This is a genomic window from Cupriavidus sp. HY129, from assembly GCF_059492215.1.
The window spans coordinates 1,923,206-1,943,819 of sequence record NZ_CP083255.1 but is presented as its reverse complement, the minus strand read 5'-3'; the positions used below and the strand labels follow the sequence as shown (position 1 = coordinate 1,943,819).

The window sequence follows — 20,614 nt, the reverse complement described above, 5'->3', positions numbered from 1 at the left end:
AGGGAACCTTGCCGCAGCATTCGATACGCTCAGTTCTTTCCGATCTCCTGCAGCATCCGCGTCATCAGATACAGACGGGGCACGATCGAATCGAGCTCCACGTATTCGTCGCGAGCGTGGTAGCCGAAGCCAGACAGGCCGAAGCTCTCCAGCACCACCGCCTTGCCCGACCGCCCCGCATAGCCAGCGTCCGTGCCGCCACCCGTGCCGGGGATCAGCAGCAGCGAGCGGCCGTCGAGTTCCGCATAGACCTGCTGCGCGCGTTTGGCCAGGTCCTTCGCGCGGGCGTCAGCCACATAGGCGGGCCGGCCCTCTTCCATCGTCACCGTGGTCTGCGTATCGGGAACCAGGTGACCCGCGTTGACCTTCTCCTGCAGCGCGGTCTGCAGCTTCTGCGCGGCACCATTGGCCGTGACACGCACATCGCCATACGCACTGGCCAACTCGGGGATCTGGTTGCCCACGTCGCCGCCCTTGGCCATGGTCCAGTTCAGTTGAGAGCCGGGCACCGACTTGGCCACATCACGCGTCTGCTGCAACTGATAGGCCAGTTCGATCAGCGCATTGCGACCCAACTCCGGCGCCGCGCCGGCGTGCGACGAGCGGCCCTTGACCTGCATCGTTGCAGTCGCCGTGCCGGCAGCGCCCAGCAGCAGCGACTCCGACTTGGCGACAGACTTGGCCACGTTCGGCTCGCAGGACAGCACCACGTCCTGCTGATCGGCCAGCGCCGCAATCGTTTCGCCCGATCCGCCCGAACCGACTTCCTCGTCGGCGTTGAACAGCACGGTCAGTTGCGCGTAGTCCTTCCATCCTTGCGCCTTGAGGATTTCCAGCGAATGCAGGACCACCGCAATGCCGCCCTTGTCGTCGGCGATGCCGGGACCGTAGAGGCGGTTGCCGTCCTCACGGATCGGCTGCGTCTTGAGGATACCGGCCGGATAGACCGTATCCATATGGGCAATCAACATGATCTTGCGCTTGCCCGTACCGGTCAGCGTCGCCTTGACGATCGGGCTCTTGCCCGAGCTTGCCGGCACACGCTCCACCTTGGCGCCCAACGCCTGGAGCCGCTTCGACGTGTAGTCCGCCATGCGGTCGAGCCCTTCGATATTGGCGCTGCCCGACTCTATCGACACCATGTCCTTGAGGGACTGCACCACGGCCGGCTGGGCGGATCGCGCGGCATCGAGCAACCCGGTATCGGCGCCGGCAGCCACGGCGGCATTGCAGACCACGGCAGCAGCAGCGGCGATGGCAAGGTGGCGAAGGGAAAGCAGCATGACGTCTCCTGTTCTGATGGAAGCCTCAAATGTAGCCCTTGCGATATCTCGCGGGGAGGCTCAATATCGCCATTCCCAAAGCCGATCCCGCCACAGCCCGTTCGCTCCTCGCCTTTCCCCTTCTTTCTCCCTTTTTCGTCCTTCTCGTCCTTCTCGCCCCCACGCATGGCCGATCCCGCTACCACGTCCAATCACCCCCTGCACGTCAAGCTGCTATGGCTGCCCGATGCGATGCCCGGCACGCTGTTCGGCGCGCTCGACGTGCTGCGCACGGCGGCCGGCGTCGCCCAATTGCAGCGGCCTGGCGAATCGAATCTGCTGACGTGGGAAATCATCGGAGGCAATGGCCGGGCACTGCCCGCGCCGCTGCCTGGCCTGCAGGCGGTACCCGCCCGGCGTGGCCAGCGCCATGGCCGGACGCTGATGATCGTGCCCGGGCTGATGGCCCACAGCGCGCCGCATCTGAGCGAGATGGTCACGAACGATACCGTCACGCAACGTACGATCGCGCGTCATGTGGACGCAGGGGGCTGGCTGGCTGCCATCTACTCGGGCATGGTTTACCCGCTTGCGCTGGGCCTGCTCGACGGCGCGCGATGCGGGGCGCCATGGATGTTCCAGAGCTCGCTGGCACAGCGATTCCCGGGTTGCGACCTGTCTTCGGACGAGCCGATAGGCCTGCACGAGCGCGTGTTCCATTGCGTCGCCCCGGCGCTGTTGACCGAATTCATGCTTCGCGTGCTGGGCCATCTGCACGACCCCGACCTCGCGCAGACCGTCTCGCGCTTGCTGCTCTATCAGCAGGAACGCCAGCAATGGGTGCCGGAACTGGTTTCGCAACGCTGGCTCGGTAAAACCACGGACAGCCCGGTGTATCGCGCCATTGGCTGGCTTCAGGCCCACGTCGACGAGCCATACCGGCTTGGCGCCGTGGCCGAGGCGGCAGCCGTCAGCGAGCGGACGCTGCTGCGCCATTTTCGGCAGGTCACCGGGCAGACGCCGCTCGACTACCTGCACCGGCTGCGCGTGGAACGCGCGCGCATGTTGCTCGAAGTCACGCTGCACGGCACGCAGGCCATCGCCGAAGCGTGCGGCTACAGCGATGCCGCGGCGTTCCGGCGGCTGTTTCAGCGCGCCATGCAGATGTCGATGTCGGAGTACCGCACGCGCTTTGCGTTGCGCACGCGCCGCCGTTACTGGCGTGTAGAAGGCCAGGCGGCGCGACGTGGCCGCGCCGCGCCGCAGACGTGAAGTGTCCCGCGATGAATCGCCGGAACCGTTAACTGCTCAGGGCGATGTGATTGATGACGTTTTCCACGCCGTGCACATACCAGGCGTCCCGTTCGACTTGCCTGCGCGCGCCATCGCTGGACGCGTAGCCGTCGAGCGTCACCACACGGCGATCCGTACGCACACTGATGCGAGCTGCGTCGACGAACGGGTCGGTTTCCAGCACCAGCCGCAATGCCTCGGAGATCTCCTCGTCGCTATCGGCTTCGGCCGGCGCAATCACGATGTCATTGATCACGCAGCGGCAGCCGCGTGACCACCAGGCCAGCACGCCGGCCAGCCGCATGTGCGACAGGCTGATCACCTGCCCGTTGAGCGTGACCGCGCCGTCATGCACGGAGACCTCCAGCCAGCCGCTGCGCTCACCCACCGCTTCGCGCACGGGTTCGAGCTGGCCCTTGACCCGCGCGCAGATCTTGCAGTTCCGGAAATCAATCGCGCTCCGCAGTCGCTCGCAGACCGCCGCACGTACCTCGCCGTCACCAATCGGTGTGCCGCCGTTGGCAATGCGCAGGTGATCGATCACCATCGTGACGCCGTCCACACGCCGCAACTGGGCCGCGGTACGGGTCTTGTCGACAATATCGGCAACTTCGCCTTCGAGAATCAGCGCGCCGTCGGACAGGCGCAGGTTGATGGTGGGATGGAGATGGTGGCCTTGATATGGCACATGAGCCAACGCGGCTCGTGCCAGCGTCAGCACCGCTTCGCTACTATGCATGATGTCAATCTCCCCATTTGGCGTGGAGATGGTGGGATGCGTGCCCCTGCCTGCAAGCACGTGTAGCGCGTCGGCCGGGGACATCCGGCGGAAGTCCCCGCGTCCGCCTAGGCATTATAGGAAGCGCCCCGCCGCATCACCGCGCATCACCACGCGTATGGCGCGCGCATATTGACCCGTGACACCTTAGCGTGGACGATACGCGGCAGACCGGCTCTCAGGAGCGCCCGCATGTGCACGAACTACGCCCCCGTCCAGCAGCGAATCCTGCGTGAAATCTTCGGTGTGGAGCCACCTCCGGGGATCTACCCGCAGGAAACCTGGCCCGACTACGCCGCGCCGATCGTCCACGCCGCCCCGGACGGACCACGACAGTGCGCATTGGCCACCTTCGGCATGGTGCCGCGCAAGCGTACCCCACCCGGTGGCCGCCGCTACGATACGACCAACGCACGCAGCGAGACCGTCGGCGAAAAGCCCACGTTCGCGCCTGCCTGGCGGCACGGTCAGCTTTGCCTGGTACCCGCGAGCGCGTTCTACGAATATGCGTACCCCGAGGACGGCACGCCCGAGCACCCGGGCAAGGCGGAGCGCTGGAAGATCTGGCTACCCGACGCCCCCGCCTTCGGCATCGCCGGGCTCTGGCGGACGTGGCCCGACCAGACCCTGTCCTTCACGATGCTCACGGTCAACGCGGAGACCCATCCAGTGTTGCGCCGGATGCACCGGCCGGGCGCCGAAAAACGCTCGATCGTGATCGTCCCGGCGTCCGACTGGGACGACTGGCTGCATTGCCGCAACCCGGAGCTGGCCCGCAGCTTCCTGCGTCTTTACCCCGCGGAAAGCATGGCAACCGCGCCAGATCCCATTGTGAGAGTGACAACAGACAAGACTGCCCGCGCGTCGAAAGACGTGGACGGCCCCGGCGAGGGTTCCACCCCCTGATGCCATCGCCCAAACGGGTGATGCGAGCGCCCTACTGAGTGAGGGTGTCGGATGTAGCCGTACCTGACCATACTGGCCCGCACCAGCCATCAGAGCTGTCCAACAGGTCAGAACAATATGAATTCGGTCACTTTTGTCGGTTACGGTCTTGCGTTCCTCATCGCGGTGATCATCGCCGCGCGCTGGATCTATCTCCATCATCCTGCCCTGCGGGACAGTAACCTCGATCCGCCCAGGAAATCGCCGGGAAACAAGCCAGCAGCCACCGGCCCGGAAGTACTCGACACCGCTACCCGTCCACTGCCGCGCGACTGATACTCGCCCCGGCCGGGAACTGTGGCCGCCCTTCGTTGCCAGAATATCTCTTGCGCGCGCGCCGTCTGGCGTGCACGCTGTGCTTCTGCACGCCACAAAAAGAAAGGAACACAAGGGATGGCAACTTCCAACAAGCTGCCGGCTTGGACCGTCTGGTCCCCGCTGGCTGCCTGGGCAGCGTTCGGCCTGGGCCTTCTATTGACGGGACAGTCGTGGATGATCGCGGTGATGGCCGTGGCCCTGGCGGGCGCGGTATTTTCCGCAGTGCACCATGCCGAGGTCGTCGCCCACAAGGTCGGCGAGCCATTCGGCACCTTGGTGCTTGCGATTGCCGTGACGGTGATCGAAGTGGCGCTGATCGTGTCGGTGATGCTGTCGTCCGGGCCGGAAAAGGCCGGCCTCGCCCGTGACACGGTGTTCGCGGCGGTCATGATCATCTGCAACGGGATCGTCGGGGTCTGCCTGTTCGTCGGCGGCCTGCATCACCGCGAACAGGCGTTTCAGGCGCCCGGCGCCAATGCCGCGATGGCCATCCTGGTTGCCCTGCTCGGCCTGACCATGGTGCTCCCCAACTTCACCAGTTCAACGCCGGGCCCCATGCTGTCCCCGTCGCAACTCGCCTTCGCGGGCGCCATGTCGCTGGTGCTCTATGGCAGCTTCGTGTTCGTGCAGACGGTGCGGCACCGCGACTACTTCCTGGTGGAAGGCAGCAGCGACGAGAACGAGCATGCGCCGCCGCCTCCGGTGCGCGTCGCGGTAGTCAGTGGCGTGCTGCTGGTCGTCTGCCTGGTGGCCGTGGTGGCGCTGGCCAAGCTGCTGTCCCCATCGGTGGAAGCGGCCGTATTGGGTGCTGGGCTGCCTCCTGCCGTGGTGGGTGTGGTGATTGCAGCGCTGGTGCTGCTGCCTGAAGGGCTGGCCGCGTTGCGCGCGGCACGTTCGGACCGGATTCAGACCAGCCTCAACCTTGCGCTCGGTTCCGCGCTGGCCAGTATCGGCCTGACGATTCCGACCGTGGCGGCCGTGTTCATCATGCTCAGCCGGCCGCTTGAACTCGGGCTCGGCCCCAAGGAAATGGTCCTGCTGTTCCTGACCATGATCGTCGCCTCGCTGACGCTGGGCATGGGACGGACCACGATCCTCCAGGGCGTGGTGCACATGGTGATCTTCGCCGCGTATCTGTTCCTGACGATCGTTCCGTAACGGTACGGTCTTCGGTACGGTCTTTCGCCCCACTCCCATATATGGAAGCGGGGCGAAACGCGACGGTTTACTTCTGCCGCAGGAATCCGATCACGGCATTCCCAAACGCCTCGGGCAGTTCCCAGTTGGACAGGTGAGCGCCAGCCAGCTCCAGATACTCCGCGCCCGGAATCGCCCGGACGACCTCCTGGCCCTGGGCCGCGGTAGTGGCCAGGTCCTGCTCGCCGGCAATCACCAGCACCGGCGCCTGAACACCCGGCAGCAATCCACGCAGATCGGTGTCGCGCACGGCCGCGCAGTTGGCAACATAGCCTTCGGCGCTGGTACCCGTCAGCATCCGCCGCACCGGCTCGTACTCGTCGCGACGCGTGAGCACGTAGTGATCGGTGAACCAACGAGCCAGCACGCCGTTGACGATAGCCGCCATGCCATCGCGCCGCACGGTTTCGATCCGGGTGTTCCACACCGACTCCGGGCCGATCAGCGCGGCGGTGTTCGCCAGCACAAATCGTCCGAAACGCCCCGTGTGATGGCGCGCCAGATACATGCCCGTCATGCCACCCATCGACAGACCACAGAAATGCGCGCGCTCGATGCCGGCATGATCCATGATCGCGATCACGTCTTCAGCAAGTTCGCGCATCCCGAACGACGACGATGGCAAGGCTGAACGCCCGTGGCCGCGCGTGTCATAGCGCAGCACCCGGTAGTGCGCGGTCAGCGCCGCCATCTGCGGCCCCCACATGTCGAGCGTGGTGCCCAGAGAATTGGACATCACCAGCACCGGCTTGTCGGCGGCGCCCTCAATCACGTAATGGAGCCTGCGCGTCGGTTCAGTCGGCATGAATGCCCTTCTCGCGAATGAGCGTGCCCCACTTGGCTGTTTCCTTGGCCAGGTGGTCCTTCAGCGCGGCTGGCGTGCTGCCGATCGGCTCGGCGCCGATGCCTGCCAGGCGCTGCTGCACGGACGGCTTCTTCAGGGCATCGAGCATGGCCTTGTTCAGCGTGTCGATGACGGGCTGCGGCGTCTTGGCCGGCACGAATGCCGCGAACCACGGCGACAATTCATAGCCAGGCAGCCCCGCTTCGGCCACCGTCGGTACATTGGGCAATGCCGACGACCGCTTGCTGGTGGTGACGGCGATCGCGGTCAGCTTGCCGCTGTCGATATGCGGCTTGGCCGAGGTGATGCTGTCGAACATGTAGTCCACCTGACCACCGAGCAGATCGGTCATCGCAGGGCCCGATCCCTTGTACGGGATATGGAGCATGTCCACATGGGCCATCGACGTGAACAGTTCGCCTGCCAGGTGGATCGACGTACCGTTGCCGGCCGACGCATACGTGTACTTGCCCGGCCTGGCCTTGGCGCTCGCGATGACTTCGGCCACGGTCTTGACTGGCGTCTTGGCCTTGTTGGCCACCAGCACGTTGGGCACCACGGCCAGCAGCGACACCGGCGCGAAATCCTTGACCGGGTCGTAGCTGAGCTTGCCGTACAGCGCGGGGTTCACGGCCATGCCGTTGGCAACGATGATCAGCGTGTAGCCGTCTGCCGGCGAGCGGGCCACCATTTCGGCGCCGATGTTTCCGCCCGCGCCGGGACGGTTTTCGACCACGATCGCTTGGCCAAGCGTCTTCGACATGTCTTCGCCCAGCGTGCGGGCGATGTTGTCCATCGCGCCGCCGGCCGGGAACGGCACGATCCAGCGGATCGGGTGGTCAGGATAGGCCGCGTGTGCGGGGGCGGCGGCCGCGAACAGCATCGTGGCAGCGAGGGCGGCCGACAGAACGTTCGACCGTTGCAGCAAGGACTTCATTGTCTCCATTCCTTCTTGTGAGCGCGCCGATCAGCGGATCGACGACGGGTGCTTGGCCAGTGGCGTGACGTGGATCTTCATGTACGGGAACAGCGGCAGCGCCGACAGCAGCGTGTGCAGTTCATCGTTCGACTCCACGTCGAACAGGCTGTAGTTGGCGTACTCGCCCACCACGCGGTACAGCGCCTGCCATTTTCCCTGGCGCTGCAAGTCTTGCGAGTAAGCCTTCTCGCGTGCCTTGATCTCGTCGGCCTCGGCAGCCGGCAAATCATGCGGAATCTGAACGTCCATCCTGACGAGAAACAGCATTGGGGTCTCCTTGTTCTTGAAGGATGCGGTTAGGTGGTGGGCCGATCAGCCAATCAGGCGGACTTGCGACGATAGTGCGCAAGCTTGTCTTCGTCGATTGCCAGACCCAGCCCCGGACCCTGCGGCAGATGCAGCGAGAAGTCCTTGAACACAGGGCGCTCGACAACGATATCGTCCTTCACCAGCAGCGGGCCGAACAATTCCGTGCCCCATGCCAGTTGCGGCAGCGTGCAGAAGCCGTGCGCCGCGGCGATCGTGCCGACGCTGCCTTCGAGCATCGTGCCACCGTAGAGCGCGATACCTGCCGCATCGCCCACGGCCGCAGTCCGCAACATGCCGAAGATGCCACCGGACTTGGCGATCTTCAGCGCAAACACATCGGCGGCGCCCAGGCGTGCCAGTTCCATTGCATCCTCGGGGCCCGTCACGGCTTCGTCGGCCATGATCGGCACCACGAAACGGGCGGCCAGACGCGCCAGCGCCGTGCGTTGCTCGCGCGGCGTCGGTTGTTCGATCAGGTCGATGCCGGCCGCTTCGAGCATGGCAATGCCGGTGGCGGCATCGGCTTCGTTCCAGGCCTGGTTCACGTCCACCGTCACGCGGGCGCGATCGCCCAGCGCGCGCTTGATCGCCGAGACATGCGCCACGTCCTCACGCACGCTGCGGCGACCGATCTTGAGTTTGAACGTGTTGTGGCGGCGTTCCCCCAGGAAGCGCTCAGCTTCCTCGATATCGCGTGCGGTATCGCCGCTGGCCAGTGTCCAGAGCACCGGCAGCGTGTCGCGCACCGCGCCACCCAGCAGCGTGGCCAGCGGCACGTCCAGACGCTTGCCCTGCGCGTCGAGCATGGCCGATTCCAGCGCCGACTTGGCAAACCGGTTGCCGCGCGCGACCTTGTTCAGGCGCGCCATCGCGGCGTGGACATTGGTGGCGTCCTGACCGACCAGTGCCGGCGCCAGGTAGGTATCGATCGTCAGCTTGATGCCCTCGGGACTTTCGTCGCCGTATGACAGGCCGCCGATGGTAGTGGCCTCACCGATGCCCTCGATCCCGTCGCTGCAGCGCAGCCGCACGATCACCAGCGTCTGCTGCTGCATCGTGGCCATGGCCAACTGATGCGCCCGGATCGTGGGCAGATCGACCAGAATGGCCTCGATGGAAGAAATCGTCGCTGTCATACCCGCTGTCATACCTTTTCCATGCAAATTAGTCTCGTGCACGGAGTATGTACCTTGACTTGCTAGGCGTCCAAGACCGAAGATGTCTCATTCCATACCTTTTCGGTATGTCAGGATTCTCGCCTCTCTCCTTCCTGCGGGAGAGAGGAAACACCCACCGTGATCGCCATCACCATGGAACTCCGCCACCTCCGCTACTTCCAGACGGTTGCCCAGGAACTCAACGTGACACGGGCGGCCGAAAGGCTTCATATGGCACAACCGCCACTTTCCCGACAAATCCGCCAGTTCGAGGAAGAAGTCGGCGTGGCGTTGTTCGATCGTGTCGGGCGGGGCCTGAGGCTGACCGAAGCGGGCCGTTTCCTGCTCGAGCAGTCGCTGCAACTGACGCAGCGACTGGAGGAGACGCTGGAGAGCACGCGGCGCATCGGCCGCAACGAAAAGCGCTGGTTCGGCATCGGCTTCGTGCCGTCGGTGCTGTACGGGGTGCTGCCGGAGCTGATCCGCGAACTGCGTGGCGACGATAGCCAGGTGGAGGTCGGCCTGACCGAGATGATCACGGTACAGCAACTCGAAGCGCTCAAGTCCGGGCGGATCGATCTGGCCTTCGGGCGTCTCACGTTCAACGACCCGGCGATCGTCCAGCAGGTGGTGATGGCCGAATCGCTGGTGGCGGCGATCCCGGGCACGGCGCCCACCCCCAGCGCTCCTTTCGATGCCGACGCGCTGGCCCGACAGCCGCTGATCCTCTATCCTGCCCGGCCACGGCCAAGCTACGCCGATCATGTGCTGTCGCTGTTCCGCGGCCAAGGGTTGCAGCCCCGCGTGGTGCAGGAGGCCAACGAACTGCAGACTGCGCTCGGCCTCGTCGCCGCCGGGCTAGGTATCACGCTCGTGCCGTCCTCGGTGCAGCGCCTGCATCGTGACGATGTGCGCTATGTGCCGATCAACGCTCCGGGCTTCGTCTCACCCGTGATCATGAGCTACCGCTCGGGCGACACCTCGCCGTACCTGGCCCGCGCGATCGCATGGGTCCTGCAGCAAGCGTAGTCACTCCTGGGCCGGCGGAATGTACTCCATGCCGATTTCCTCGTAGAGCCGGTAGATCATGTCCAGCATCGCACGCAGGTCCTCGGATTCGTCCAGTGTGCGCATGCTCATGATGATCGGCGACACCAGCTTCGCATCATCAAGCTCAACGTAGGTCACATCGTCACGCTTGAGGCCGTAAACGCTGCTGGGTACCACTGAGATGCCCTCACCCATCGCCACCAACCCCAGCGCGATCTGCAACTCGCGCACCTCATGGATGCGGCCCGGACGCAACGCGCGGTCGTGAAACGCCGCCAGCACCTGGTCGGCAAAACTCGGGCGTGGCGCCTTCGGGAAGATGATCAGCGTATCTTCGAGCAGATCCGGCAACGCCAGCATCTTCCTGCCGATCGACAGCGGATGCCCCACCGGCAAGGCCACAATCATGCGTTCCTCGCGCAGCACCACACGGCGGACGGCCGGGTCTTCGTGCCGGATGCGGCCAAAGCCCACATCGATGCGCCCTTCCTTGAGTGCCTTGATCTGGTCCATCGTCGACATCTCGTGCAGCGTCAGTTCGATCTCGGCGTGTTCGGTCCGGAAGCGGCGGATGATGCGCGGCAACATGCCGTAGAGCGTGGAGCCCACGAAGCCGATCGACATCGCCCGTTCGATCTTGCCAACCCGGCGCATCATCGCCTCAAGTTCGGTGGTCTGCGCCAGCAGTTGCAGGGCGTGGGTGTAGAAGAAGCGCCCGGTATCGGTCAGCTTGAGCGGCCGGGCGTTGCGCTCGAACAGCAACACGCCCAGCGACTCCTCCAGTTGCTGGATCTGGCGCGACAGCGGGGGCTGGGCGATATGCAGCCGCTCCGCGGCGCGCGTGAAGTTGCGCTCCTCGGCCACGGCCACGAAGTACCTCAAATGTCTCAATTCCAACGCTATACCTCACAGGTATCGTCCGGATACTCAATCAGTCTTGGACTGCCCAAACACCCCTGAACTATGCTCCGCAACAAGTCGGACGGCAATCCTCGATACGGGTTTATACCCACAGAGCATTAACCAACCGATCATTCGACCCCCACCAAAGAGACATTTCGGAGTGAGACATGACGCACGCTGACATCGAAGCGCTGGTAAAGCAGTTCCTCGTACACACCGCCACGCAAGGCACACCGGACGCACGCGTGCAACAGGTCGTGGTACGGCTGACGACCGATCTGTTCAAGGCGATCGAGGATCTGGATTTGAGCGCCACCGAAGTCTGGAAGGGCATCGAGTATTTCGCCGAGGCAGGCGCCACCCACGAGCTGGGCCTGCTGGCCGCCGGCCTGGGTCTGGAGCGATTCCTGGACATCCGCGCCGACGAGGCAGAAGCCCGCGCCGGCCTGACCGGCGGCACGCCGCGCACGATCGAAGGCCCGCTGTATGTGGCCGGCGCGCCCGAATCCACCGGCTTCGCACGGCTCGACGACGGCACGGAGGACGACAAGGGCGAGGTGCTGTTCATGCAGGGCACGGTCTACGACACCGACGGCAAGCCGCTGGCCGGCGCGAAGGTCGAGGTATGGCACGCCAACCTGCTTGGCAATTACTCGTTCTTCGACAAGAGCCAATCCCACTTCAACCTGCGCCGCACGATCGTCACCGATGCCAACGGCCGCTACCAGTTCCGCAGCATCGTGCCGATGGGCTATGGCTGCCCGCCCGAGGGCACGACGCAGCGCCTGCTGAACCTGCTGGCCCGCCACGGCCGCCGCCCCGCACATATTCACTTCTTCGTATCCGCCGCCGGCCATCGCAAGCTGACCACGCAGATCAACATCGACGGCGACGAGTACCTGTGGGATGACTTCGCCTTTGCCAGCCGCGATGGTCTGGTGCCGGCGGTCGAGCGCGTCGGGGACGCCGCGCGGCTCGACAAGCATGGCGTTAGCAAGCCGTTCGCCTCGATCGACTTCGACTTCCGCCTGCTGCGCGAGGCCAGCGACATCCCGGCCTCCGAAGTGGACCGCATGCGCGCTGCCGCCTGAGGCCAGCGCCAAGGGTCACCGCGCAAGACCGCCCAAGACCGCCTGAGACCGCAGAAAGCGATCTGATTCGCCGGGACCCGCCACCACCGCGCGTCCCGGCCCCTTCCCCGCCGCTCTGGCAGGAGACCACCATGATCCCGATCCATCTGGATACCGGGGCGGGCCCCGCTCGTCCCCAGCATCAGCCCAACCGCCTGGAAAACCTTGACCAGTTCCTGGTCGAAGACAAAGTCACCGGCGACTATCGGCTGCACCGCAGCGCGTTCACGGACGAGGCGCTGTTCGAACTCGAGATGCAGCACATCTTCGAGGGCAACTGGATCTACCTGGCGCACGAAAGCCAGATCCCGAACAACAACGATTACTACACGACGCATATCGGCCGCCAGCCGATCGTGATCGCGCGTAATCGCCAGGGCGAACTGAACGCATTCATCAACGCGTGCAGCCATCGTGGCGCCATGTTGTGCCGGCACAAGCGCGGCAACAAGGCCACATACACCTGCCCATTCCACGGCTGGACATTCAACAACAGCGGCAAGCTACTCAAGGTCAAGGACCCCGAACAGGCCGGCTATCCGGAATGCTTCAACAAGGAGGGGTCCCACGACCTGAAGAAGCTGGCGCGCTTTGCCAACTATCGCGGCTTCCTGTTTGGCAGCCTCAACGCCGATGTGCCGCCGATCGAGCAGTTTCTGGGCGATGCCGCGCGCATCATCGACATGATCGTCGACCAGTCACCCGATGGCCTGGAGGTGCTGCGTGGCTCGTCGACATACACGTTCGCCGGCAACTGGAAGCTGCAGGCCGAGAATGGCGCCGATGGCTACCATGTGTCCGCCGTGCACTGGAACTACGCCGCCACCACAAGCCACCGCAAGCAGCAGAACGAACGCGAGGACAAGATCCGCGCGATGGATGCGGGCAAGTGGGGTCAGCAAGGCGGCGGCTTCTACGCGTTCGATCACGGCCATATGCTGCTGTGGTCGCGCTGGGCCAACCCGGAAGATCGTCCGAACTTCGCCCGTCGCGACGAGTTCGCGCAACGCTGTGGCGAGGAGCGCGCCGACTGGATGATCCAGAACTCGCGCAACCTGTGCCTGTACCCCAATGTCTACCTGATGGACCAGTTCGGCTCGCAGATCCGCCTGCTGCGCCCGCTGTCGGTGGACCGCACCGAAGTCACGATCTACTGCATCGCCCCCAAGGGCGAATCGGACGAGGCCCGCGCGCGCCGCATCCGCCAGTACGAGGACTTCTTCAACGTCAGCGGCATGGCCACGCCCGACGACCTCGAGGAGTTCCGCGCCTGCCAACAGGGCTACGCGGGCCAGGCACTGGCCTGGAACGATATGTGCCGGGGCGCCACGCACTGGATCGACGGGCCCGACGACGCAGCAAAGCGCATCGGTCTGAATCCGGTGATGAGCGGGCTGCGTACCGAGGATGAAGGGCTCTATACCGTACAGCACCGCTACTGGCTGGAGACGATGAAGCGGGCCGTGGCACAGGGAGATGCAGCATGAGCGCCGCCATCCCCATGAGCGATGTCTCGGCCTTTCTCTACCGCGAGTGCCGCCTGCTCGACGACGAGCAATGGGATGAATGGCTGACCTGCTATCACCCCGAGGCGCGATTCTGGATGCCTTGCTGGGATGACGACGGCAAGCTCGTCACCGATCCGGAACGAGAGATCTCACTGATCTTCTATCCGAACCGGCAGGGGCTGGAGGACCGCATCTTCCGCATCAAGACCGAGCGGTCGAGCGCGACGATCCCCGACACGCGCACGAGCCACAACCTGAGCAATATCGAAATCGAGTCGACCGATGGACAACTGGCCACGGTGCGCTTCAACTGGCACACGCTCGCGCATCGCTACCAGACCAATTTCAGCTACTTCGGCATGTCGCGCTACGTGATCGATTTCTCGCTAGGCACGCCGCGCATCCTGGACAAGTACGTCGTGCTCAAGAACGACTACATCCACCAGGTCATCGACATCTATCACATCTGATTCGCTCGCCGTATCAGGCAGCACCACGGAGGGACAAGGCCATGGAACATACGATCGCCCTGCAGTTCGAAGACGGCGTGACGCGCTTCATCACGTGCGGCGACAAGGAGACGCTCTCGGACGCCGCCTATCGCCAGCAGATCAACATTCCGCTCGACTGCCGCGACGGCGCGTGCGGAACCTGTCGCGGCCTGTGCGAATCCGGCCACTACGATCTACCCGAATCGAGCTATATCGAGGACGCGCTGACCGCCGAGGAGGCGGCCAAGGGATACGTGCTGGCCTGCCAGACACGGCCGCGCTCGGATTGCGTGATCCGCGTGTCGGCTTCGTCCGCGGCCTGCAAGACTGGCGTGACTCGATTTGAGGGCGCGATCGCCGCCGTGGCGCCGCTGTCGGAGTCGACCATCGGCTTCTCGATCGACCTCGATGACCCAACCGCGCTCAGCTTCCTGCCCGGGCAGTATGTCAACGTGGAAATCCCGGGCAGTGGACTAACGCGCGCGTACTCGTTCAGTTCGCCGCCGGGCGCGTCTCAGGCGGCCTTCGTCGTGCGCAACGTGCCACAGGGCCGCATGAGCGGCTTTCTGGCCGGCGAGGCGCAGACCGGGCAGCGCATGGCATTCTCCGGCCCGTTCGGCAGCTTCTACCTGCGCGCCGTCACGCGGCCCGTATTGTTCCTGGCCGGCGGCACCGGCATCGCGCCGTTCCTGTCCATGCTCGACGTATTGGCCGCCAGCGGCAGCACGCATCCGGTGCGCATGGTCTACGGCGTCACGCATGACATCGACCTCGTGGCTACCGAGCGGCTTGAGGCCGCCGCGGCCAGCATCGACGGATTCACCTACCGCACCTGCATTGCCGACGCCGCAAGCTCACACGAGCGCAAGGGCTACGTGACCACGCATGTCGACCCCGCATGGATCAACGACGGAGACGTCGACGTCTACCTGTGCGGCCCCGTCGCCATGGTGGAAGCCGTGCGTGACTGGCTGCGGGATGCCGGCATCACGCCGGCCAATTTCTACTACGAGAAGTTCTCGGCCAGCGCGGAGGCATGATGCGCACGATGCAACGTTTCGCCGGCCGGACGATGATCGTCACGGGCGCGGCGCAGGGTATCGGTCGCGGCGTGGCAATGTCCGCGGCTGCCGAGGGTGCAAGTGTGGTGCTGGTGGACCGCGCCAGACTGGTCGAGGAAGTCGCGGCCGAGATTCTGGCTGCGGGCGGCACGGCACTGCCCGTCAATGCGGATCTGGAGACGTATGCGGGGGCGCAGGCGATGGTGGCCACGGCCACCGCTGCCTTCGGCCATGTCGACATCCTGATCAACAACGTGGGCGGCACGATCTGGGCCAAGCCCTATGAGCACTACGCTGAAGCCGAAATCGAGGCGGAGATCCGCCGGTCGCTGTTTCCCACGCTTTGGGGTTGCCGCGCGGTGTTACCGGGCATGGTCGAGCGTCGCGCCGGGGTTATCGTCAACGTGTCGTCGATTGCGACGCGTGGCATCCATCGCGTGCCCTACGCGGCGGCCAAAGGAGGCGTGAATGCGCTGACCGCGAGCCTGGCGTTCGAGCACGCGGCGGATGGCATTCGCATTAACGCGGTGGCTACGGGCGGTACCGAGGCGCCGCCGCGCAAGATCCCGCGCAACACGCAGCAACAGTCGGAACAGTCGGAACAGGAATCGAAGTGGTATCAGGCAATCGTCGATCAGACCGTGTCGTCGAGCCTGATGCACCGGTACGGGACGATCGAGGAACAAGTGGGTGTGATCCTGTTCCTTGCTTCGGACGAGGCGTCGTATATGACGGGGACTGTAGTGCCGGTGGGTGGCGGAGACCTTGGCTGACGCGCTGACTTGCCGCTTGATCGCGCCCCTCTCCGATTTGCTTGGGAGGGGGCGCGCATGACGCGCGATCAGAGATGATCAAACGCGATCACGCGCGCGATGGGGATGCAGTAACGATCGCCGACTTCGCGGCCACCTTCCGCGCTTCTTTCCTGCGGCCATACCACCCGCCGACCACCAGCAGGATTGCCACCGCCACCAGATCGCCGCCCAGCGCCACCGGGCGCGTGGGCCGGCCGCCGGCGATGCCATAGGTAAAGCCTTCGATCGTCACCGACACCACGGCGCCCAGCACGAAGCAGAACAGGCTATGCCGGCCGATCTGCACCACCGGCCCCATGAAGCGGGCCACGCGCTCGACCCATCCCGCGCGCGCCGCCAGATAGACCAGCCATGCCAGCCCGAGGAAGCTGAGCACGCGCAGGAACGCCAGGCTCTGCTTCGGCAGCGGAAAGACCATCGATGGCAACCACGCCGGCAGCCAGGCCTCATACACGTGCGGACGCATCCACAGATACGCCAGCGCCATGCAGGCCATCGTGACGATCACCGCGCCAATCGTGCAGGCCCAGCGCGCGATGTTCTGTTGCGGCAGCACGAAGTCCGGCCTCAGGCGTGCCAGCAGGCCCATGCCGAACATCAGTTGCCATGCGAACGGGTTGAAGCTCCAGCCGCGCGGCTCGCTGCTCGGCAACAGCGGCAGCAGCGCCGGCGCCATGATCCAGAGCGCCACGCTGCCGCAGACAAAGGCCAACGGATACTTTCTCGCCCAGCCGATCGCCAGCGGCGCCAGTCCAATAAACACCGCGTACATCGGCAGTACATCCGAGACGAATGGCTGCCGCGCCAGGCCGATCACCTGGAACAGCGTCTCGATCGGTTGGGCCATGAACGCCGGTGCCTCGGTCGCGCGCACGGCTGGCGCGGGCACCTTGCACATCGCCAGCAGGAACCCGAACAGCAGCATCAGCACGCCGGTCAGCACGAAGGCCTTGTAGATCTCCCAGCTACGGCGGTGCAGGCGTTTGCTCGCGGCGCTGGCGCCCTGGCGGGCCTCCATCGCGAGATAGGCGGCGCCCGCCGAATAGCCGGCCAGGAAAACAAAGACCTCGGCGGCGTCGAAGAGCGTGAAGTTGCGGATCGTGTAGTCGGCCAGCACGCTGCCGTTGACATGGTCGACCACGATGAAGAGCAGCGCGATGCCGCGAATCAGGTCGACCTCGGTGCGCCGCTGGTTGTTGTTCACTGCGTTCACAGGCGTGCTTCCCAATGCAAACGGGCCGAAATTGCTTCCGGCCCATGTCTTATGCTACGGATTTTACCGTGGCATCAGGGTTAACGTGTACGCACTGTGTTTCAGTAGATTACGCTGCCGAATGTGCCGAATGTGCCGTATGCAGCCTGCCAAGCATCCGCCGCCCGGCATCGACCACGCCGCCGGCATGCGTGGTCTGGTAGCGGACGATCATGCCCTCGATGCAGAGCATGGACTCTTCCGCCACTTCGCGTGGACTGGACAGCCCCAGATCGCGCGCGATCCCGGTGACGAAGTCCTCCAGCGACGCCTTGTGCGCCACTGCCTGCGCCAGCAGCCGTGGGTCGTCGCCGGCACCGCCACCTGCCTCCGCGATCATGTTGATAAAGGAGCAGCCACGGAAATCCTCGGTGGCGAACCACTCGCCCAGCGCATCGGCCATGACATCGAGGTTGCCGCGTGCGGCCAGTCGCCGGGTCACCGCATCACGGAACCAGCCCATCCAGTAGTCATGCCGGCGCTCGAGATACGCGACGATCAGGTCGTTCTTGGAAGGGAAATGCCGGTAGAGCGACATCTTGGCCACGCCCGACTCGGCGATGATCCGGTCGATCCCGGTACCGCGATAGCCATCGCGGTAGAACAGGCGTGCTGCGGTATCGAGGATGCGGTCGCGCGCGGATGGGGTGGGCATGACGGGTGACAGGGTAAGACGTTGGCGTGGATAGGCGCCATTATAGGAGACAGATCTGTCTTGATCTGTCTCGATCTCTCTATATACGTCCCGCCAAATGAACAAGGGCCGGAAGCGAGACTTCGCTTCCGGCCCTCCCGATCAAGCCAGGCTCAGGCTGCCGTCCGATCAGGCGGCTTCCTGCAATTGCGCCAGCTTGGCTTGCGCATCACGCAGCGCCGTGCGCAAGCCCTCTTCCACCACGGGATGGTAGAAAGGCATGGCCAGCATCGCGGCAATCGTCAGCCCCTGCTGGTATGACCACGCCAGCAGATGCGCGATGTTCTCGGCGCGCGGGCCAATCCACTCCGCGCCAAGGAAGCGGCCCGTGGCGCGATCCGCGTAGACGTGCATCAGCCCCCGGTTCTTGAGCATCACACGGCTGCGCCCCTGATCCTCGAAGCTGACCTCGCCAGTCACGAAGCTGCCCGGCGTCAGATCGGCAAAGCGCTTGCCGACCATCGCGATCTGCGGATCGGAGAACACCACCGCGATCGGCGCGCGCCGCGTCAGCGGCCCGACCTTCGGCCAGAGCGCAGCGTTTTCGCCGGCAATCTTGCCTTCGTCGGCCGCCTCATGCAGCAGCGGCAGGACGTTGTTGGCATCGCCGGCGATGAAGATCGGCGACTCGCCGCACTGGAGTGTCACCGGGTCGAACACCGGTACGCCCCGCCAATCGAGTTCCAGCGCGGTGTTGTTCAGCCCAAGATTGTCGACATTGGGCTGGCGGCCCGTGGCGGCCAGCACGTAGGCGAAGCGCTCCGTCACGGTCTGGCCGTCGGCGTCTTCGAACGTGATGACGGCGTCGTCGCCCTCGCGTCGCATCTCAAGCACGCGCGCATCCGGCAACAGCGAGAATTCCTGGTTGAAGGACTTGGCAGCGTAAGCACGAATTTCGGGGTCCGACAACGGACCGACGCCGCCGCCGACACCAAACACGCGCACCCGCACACCAAGCCGCGACAGGGCCTGCCCCAGTTCCAGACCAATCACGCCCGGGCCGAACACGGCCACGCTTTGGGGCAGGTCTTCCCACGAGAACACATCGTCATTGACGATCAGGCGATCTCCAAACACGCCAAAGGACGGCGGCACGGCGGGGCGCGAGCCCGTGGCGATCACCACGCGGCTAGCGCGCACGACAGTGTGATCGTCAACCTGGAGGATCGTGTTGTCGATGAACCGCGCTTGGCCGATCAGGCGGTCGTCCTGGGGAATGCCCTCCACACCGCGCACCACGAAGCCGACAAAGCGGTCGCGTTCGCTGCGCACGCGCTGCATGACTTCCCGGCCGTCGATGCGGACCGGGCCATCCACGTGCACGCCAAATGCAGCAGTGTGACGCGCTTCGTGCGCGGCTTCCGCCGCGGCAATCAGCAGCTTCGACGGCATGCAGCCCACGCGGGCGCAGGTCGTGCCATAGGCGCCGCCCTCGATGATCACGGCGCGCTTGCCGGCGGCAATGGCCGCGCGGTAGGCCGCCAGGCCGGCAGTACCCGCGCCGATGATGGCCACGTCGGTCTGAACGGTCTGGACAGTCTGAGCGGTCTGGGCATTCTGGTTCGTGTTCATGTGCGTTTCCTGTATCGATCGTCAATCGGCGTACGGGATGGCGCCGCCACATACGCGGCGCCATCGGATACGACGACTAGCAAGGGGGAGAGGTGCCCAGGACACCGGTCGGGGGAACCGGGCCCGGGCGAGGGAGATCAGCGAGCGAGGTACTGTTCGAGCGCTTCGGCGCCACCAACCAGCTTGCCGTTGATGAACACCTGCGGCGCAGTCATTTCGCCCGACACGGCGCCCAGCACCTTGCCGCGAATCTTGTTCTCGAGCGGCACGTCGATGTACTCGAAGCCGTTGTCCGACAGCAGTTGCTTTGCCTTGGCGCAGTGCGAGCAGCCAACCTTCGAGAACACCACCACCTGGTCCGGCTGCTTGGCGGTCGGCGCGATGTAGTTCAGCATCGTGTCGGCATCCGACACCTTGAACGGGTCGCCCGGCTCTTCCGGCTCGATGAACATCTTGTCCACCACACCGTCCTTGACCAGCATCGAATAGCGCCAGCTACGCTTGCCGAAACCGAGGTCAGCCTTGTCGACGAGCATGCCCATGCCGTCGGTGAATTCGCCGTTGCCGTCGGGGATCATGACGATGTTCTCGGACTCCTGGTCCTTGGCCCACTCGTTCATGACAAAGGTGTCGTTGACCGACACGCACAGGATCGCGTCGACGCCTTGCTTGGCGAACACCGGCGCCAGTTCGTTGTAGCGCGGCAGGTGCGTGGACGAGCACGTCGGGGTGAAGGCGCCCGGCAGCGAGAACAACACTACAGTCTTGCCGTCGAACAGTTCGGCCGTGGTCACGTCCTTCCACTCATTGTTTGCACGCACACGGAACGTGACGTTGGGAACGCGTTGGCCTTCACGGGATTGCAGCATCTGGATCACTCCTCTGGGTCAGGTTGGCGCCGCGTGTTGCAGCGATGGAGTGGATTCTGAAGATCCCAATGTGATTTGTACAATTCATCGTTTCAACCAGCCCGATTGATAATTACTATTATCAATCGTAGAAAGGCGATTGATTTTCACTATCGACGAGTGATCTCCCTGCTTTCTTGCGGCACCG

Annotated in this window: 21 protein-coding genes; 10 read left to right on the top strand and 11 right to left on the bottom strand. The window is 64.6% G+C overall.

Annotated elements, in window-relative coordinates:
- Nucleotides 1-29: 29 nt before the first annotated feature.
- Nucleotides 30-1,283 carry a M20/M25/M40 family metallo-hydrolase gene (locus K6G35_RS25050; protein ID WP_008641457.1) on the bottom strand — a complete coding sequence of 418 codons (1,254 nt, stop codon included), beginning with the start codon at nt 1,281-1,283 and terminating at the stop codon, nt 30-32.
- Between the two features lie 165 nt (nt 1,284-1,448).
- On the opposite strand from K6G35_RS25050, the gene K6G35_RS25045 reads away from it, so the two are divergent.
- Entirely contained in the window at nt 1,449-2,534 is a 1,086-nt protein-coding gene (locus K6G35_RS25045) for a GlxA family transcriptional regulator (RefSeq protein WP_286881283.1), read from the top strand.
- Between the two features lie 28 nt (nt 2,535-2,562).
- On the opposite strand, the gene K6G35_RS25040 is transcribed toward K6G35_RS25045, so the two are convergent.
- A complete protein-coding gene (locus tag K6G35_RS25040; protein ID WP_017511240.1) occupies nt 2,563-3,294 on the bottom strand; it encodes a BON domain-containing protein in 732 nt (243 codons plus the stop codon).
- A gap of 231 nt (nt 3,295-3,525) precedes the next feature.
- Here K6G35_RS25040 and K6G35_RS25035 point away from each other — a divergent pair, with 231 nt between their 5' ends.
- The 3 genes from K6G35_RS25035 to K6G35_RS25025 all read left to right on the top strand — a co-directional run bounded on the left by K6G35_RS25035 (nt 3,526) and on the right by K6G35_RS25025 (nt 5,754).
- Complete coding sequence (locus tag K6G35_RS25035) at nt 3,526-4,239, top strand: SOS response-associated peptidase (RefSeq protein ID WP_495676506.1); 714 nt, start codon at nt 3,526-3,528, stop codon at nt 4,237-4,239.
- Nucleotides 4,240-4,356: 117 nt separating this feature from the next.
- Nucleotides 4,357-4,554, top strand: coding sequence for a hypothetical protein (locus tag K6G35_RS25030; RefSeq protein WP_008641463.1), 198 nt, complete (start codon nt 4,357-4,359; stop codon nt 4,552-4,554).
- 117 nt (nt 4,555-4,671) lie between these two features.
- Nucleotides 4,672-5,754: a calcium:cation antiporter gene (locus tag K6G35_RS25025; protein ID WP_008641465.1), complete on the top strand. Its 1,083-nt coding sequence runs from the start codon at nt 4,672-4,674 to the stop codon at nt 5,752-5,754.
- Nucleotides 5,755-5,821: 67 nt separating this feature from the next.
- Here the strand turns inward: K6G35_RS25025 and pcaD are convergent, their stop codons facing one another.
- From pcaD to K6G35_RS25005, 4 genes are read right to left on the bottom strand one after another with little or no spacing between them, the layout of a single operon-like run.
- Nucleotides 5,822-6,598, bottom strand: a complete 777-nt coding sequence (gene pcaD / locus K6G35_RS25020) for a 3-oxoadipate enol-lactonase (RefSeq protein ID WP_495676505.1) — start codon at nt 6,596-6,598, stop codon at nt 5,822-5,824.
- Nucleotides 6,588-7,574 (bottom strand): tripartite tricarboxylate transporter substrate binding protein, encoded by a 987-nt coding sequence (locus tag K6G35_RS25015; RefSeq protein WP_008641475.1) that lies wholly within the window; start codon nt 7,572-7,574, stop codon nt 6,588-6,590. Before K6G35_RS25015 ends, pcaD begins: the two co-directional genes overlap by 11 nt.
- A 30-nt stretch (nt 7,575-7,604) precedes the next feature.
- Nucleotides 7,605-7,883: a muconolactone Delta-isomerase gene (gene catC / locus K6G35_RS25010; RefSeq protein ID WP_008641477.1), complete on the bottom strand. Its 279-nt coding sequence runs from the start codon at nt 7,881-7,883 to the stop codon at nt 7,605-7,607.
- 53 nt (nt 7,884-7,936) lie between these two features.
- Nucleotides 7,937-9,061, bottom strand: coding sequence for a muconate/chloromuconate family cycloisomerase (locus tag K6G35_RS25005; RefSeq protein WP_008641478.1), 1,125 nt, complete (start codon nt 9,059-9,061; stop codon nt 7,937-7,939).
- 174 nt (nt 9,062-9,235) lie between these two features.
- On the opposite strand from K6G35_RS25005, the gene K6G35_RS25000 reads away from it, so the two are divergent.
- Nucleotides 9,236-10,111 (top strand): LysR family transcriptional regulator, encoded by an 876-nt coding sequence (locus K6G35_RS25000; RefSeq protein ID WP_040010824.1) that lies wholly within the window; start codon nt 9,236-9,238, stop codon nt 10,109-10,111.
- On the opposite strand, the gene K6G35_RS24995 is transcribed toward K6G35_RS25000, so the two are convergent.
- Nucleotides 10,112-11,029 carry a LysR family transcriptional regulator gene (locus K6G35_RS24995; protein ID WP_008641481.1) on the bottom strand — a complete coding sequence of 306 codons (918 nt, stop codon included), beginning with the start codon at nt 11,027-11,029 and terminating at the stop codon, nt 10,112-10,114.
- 173 nt (nt 11,030-11,202) lie between these two features.
- On the opposite strand from K6G35_RS24995, the gene catA reads away from it, so the two are divergent.
- From catA to K6G35_RS24970, 5 genes are all read left to right on the top strand, one after another.
- Complete coding sequence (catA, locus tag K6G35_RS24990) at nt 11,203-12,126, top strand: catechol 1,2-dioxygenase (RefSeq protein WP_495676504.1); 924 nt, start codon at nt 11,203-11,205, stop codon at nt 12,124-12,126.
- A gap of 131 nt (nt 12,127-12,257) precedes the next feature.
- Nucleotides 12,258-13,652: a benzoate 1,2-dioxygenase large subunit gene (gene benA, locus K6G35_RS24985; protein ID WP_495676503.1), complete on the top strand. Its 1,395-nt coding sequence runs from the start codon at nt 12,258-12,260 to the stop codon at nt 13,650-13,652.
- The gene (benB, locus tag K6G35_RS24980) at nt 13,649-14,143 is read left to right on the top strand and encodes a benzoate 1,2-dioxygenase small subunit (RefSeq protein ID WP_495676502.1); all 495 of its coding nucleotides are present in this window, start codon (nt 13,649-13,651) and stop codon (nt 14,141-14,143) included. Before benA ends, benB begins: the two co-directional genes overlap by 4 nt.
- A gap of 41 nt (nt 14,144-14,184) precedes the next feature.
- Nucleotides 14,185-15,204 (top strand): benzoate 1,2-dioxygenase electron transfer component BenC, encoded by a 1,020-nt coding sequence (benC, locus tag K6G35_RS24975; RefSeq protein WP_186425903.1) that lies wholly within the window; start codon nt 14,185-14,187, stop codon nt 15,202-15,204.
- Nucleotides 15,204-15,998, top strand: coding sequence for a 1,6-dihydroxycyclohexa-2,4-diene-1-carboxylate dehydrogenase (locus tag K6G35_RS24970; protein WP_495677130.1), 795 nt, complete (start codon nt 15,204-15,206; stop codon nt 15,996-15,998). Before benC ends, K6G35_RS24970 begins: the two co-directional genes overlap by 1 nt.
- An 88-nt stretch (nt 15,999-16,086) precedes the next feature.
- Here the strand turns inward: K6G35_RS24970 and K6G35_RS24965 are convergent, their stop codons facing one another.
- The 4 genes from K6G35_RS24965 to K6G35_RS24950 all read right to left on the bottom strand — a co-directional run bounded on the left by K6G35_RS24965 (nt 16,087) and on the right by K6G35_RS24950 (nt 20,427).
- Nucleotides 16,087-17,253, bottom strand: a complete 1,167-nt coding sequence (locus K6G35_RS24965; protein WP_035883778.1) for an OpgC domain-containing protein — start codon at nt 17,251-17,253, stop codon at nt 16,087-16,089.
- Between the two features lie 109 nt (nt 17,254-17,362).
- Nucleotides 17,363-17,947, bottom strand: a complete 585-nt coding sequence (locus K6G35_RS24960; RefSeq protein WP_495676501.1) for a TetR/AcrR family transcriptional regulator — start codon at nt 17,945-17,947, stop codon at nt 17,363-17,365.
- 168 nt (nt 17,948-18,115) lie between these two features.
- Complete coding sequence (locus K6G35_RS24955; RefSeq protein ID WP_495676500.1) at nt 18,116-19,558, bottom strand: dihydrolipoyl dehydrogenase; 1,443 nt, start codon at nt 19,556-19,558, stop codon at nt 18,116-18,118.
- A 137-nt stretch (nt 19,559-19,695) separates the two neighbouring features.
- Nucleotides 19,696-20,427 carry a glutathione peroxidase gene (locus K6G35_RS24950; RefSeq protein WP_008645767.1) on the bottom strand — a complete coding sequence of 244 codons (732 nt, stop codon included), beginning with the start codon at nt 20,425-20,427 and terminating at the stop codon, nt 19,696-19,698.
- Nucleotides 20,428-20,614 lie beyond the last annotated feature (187 nt).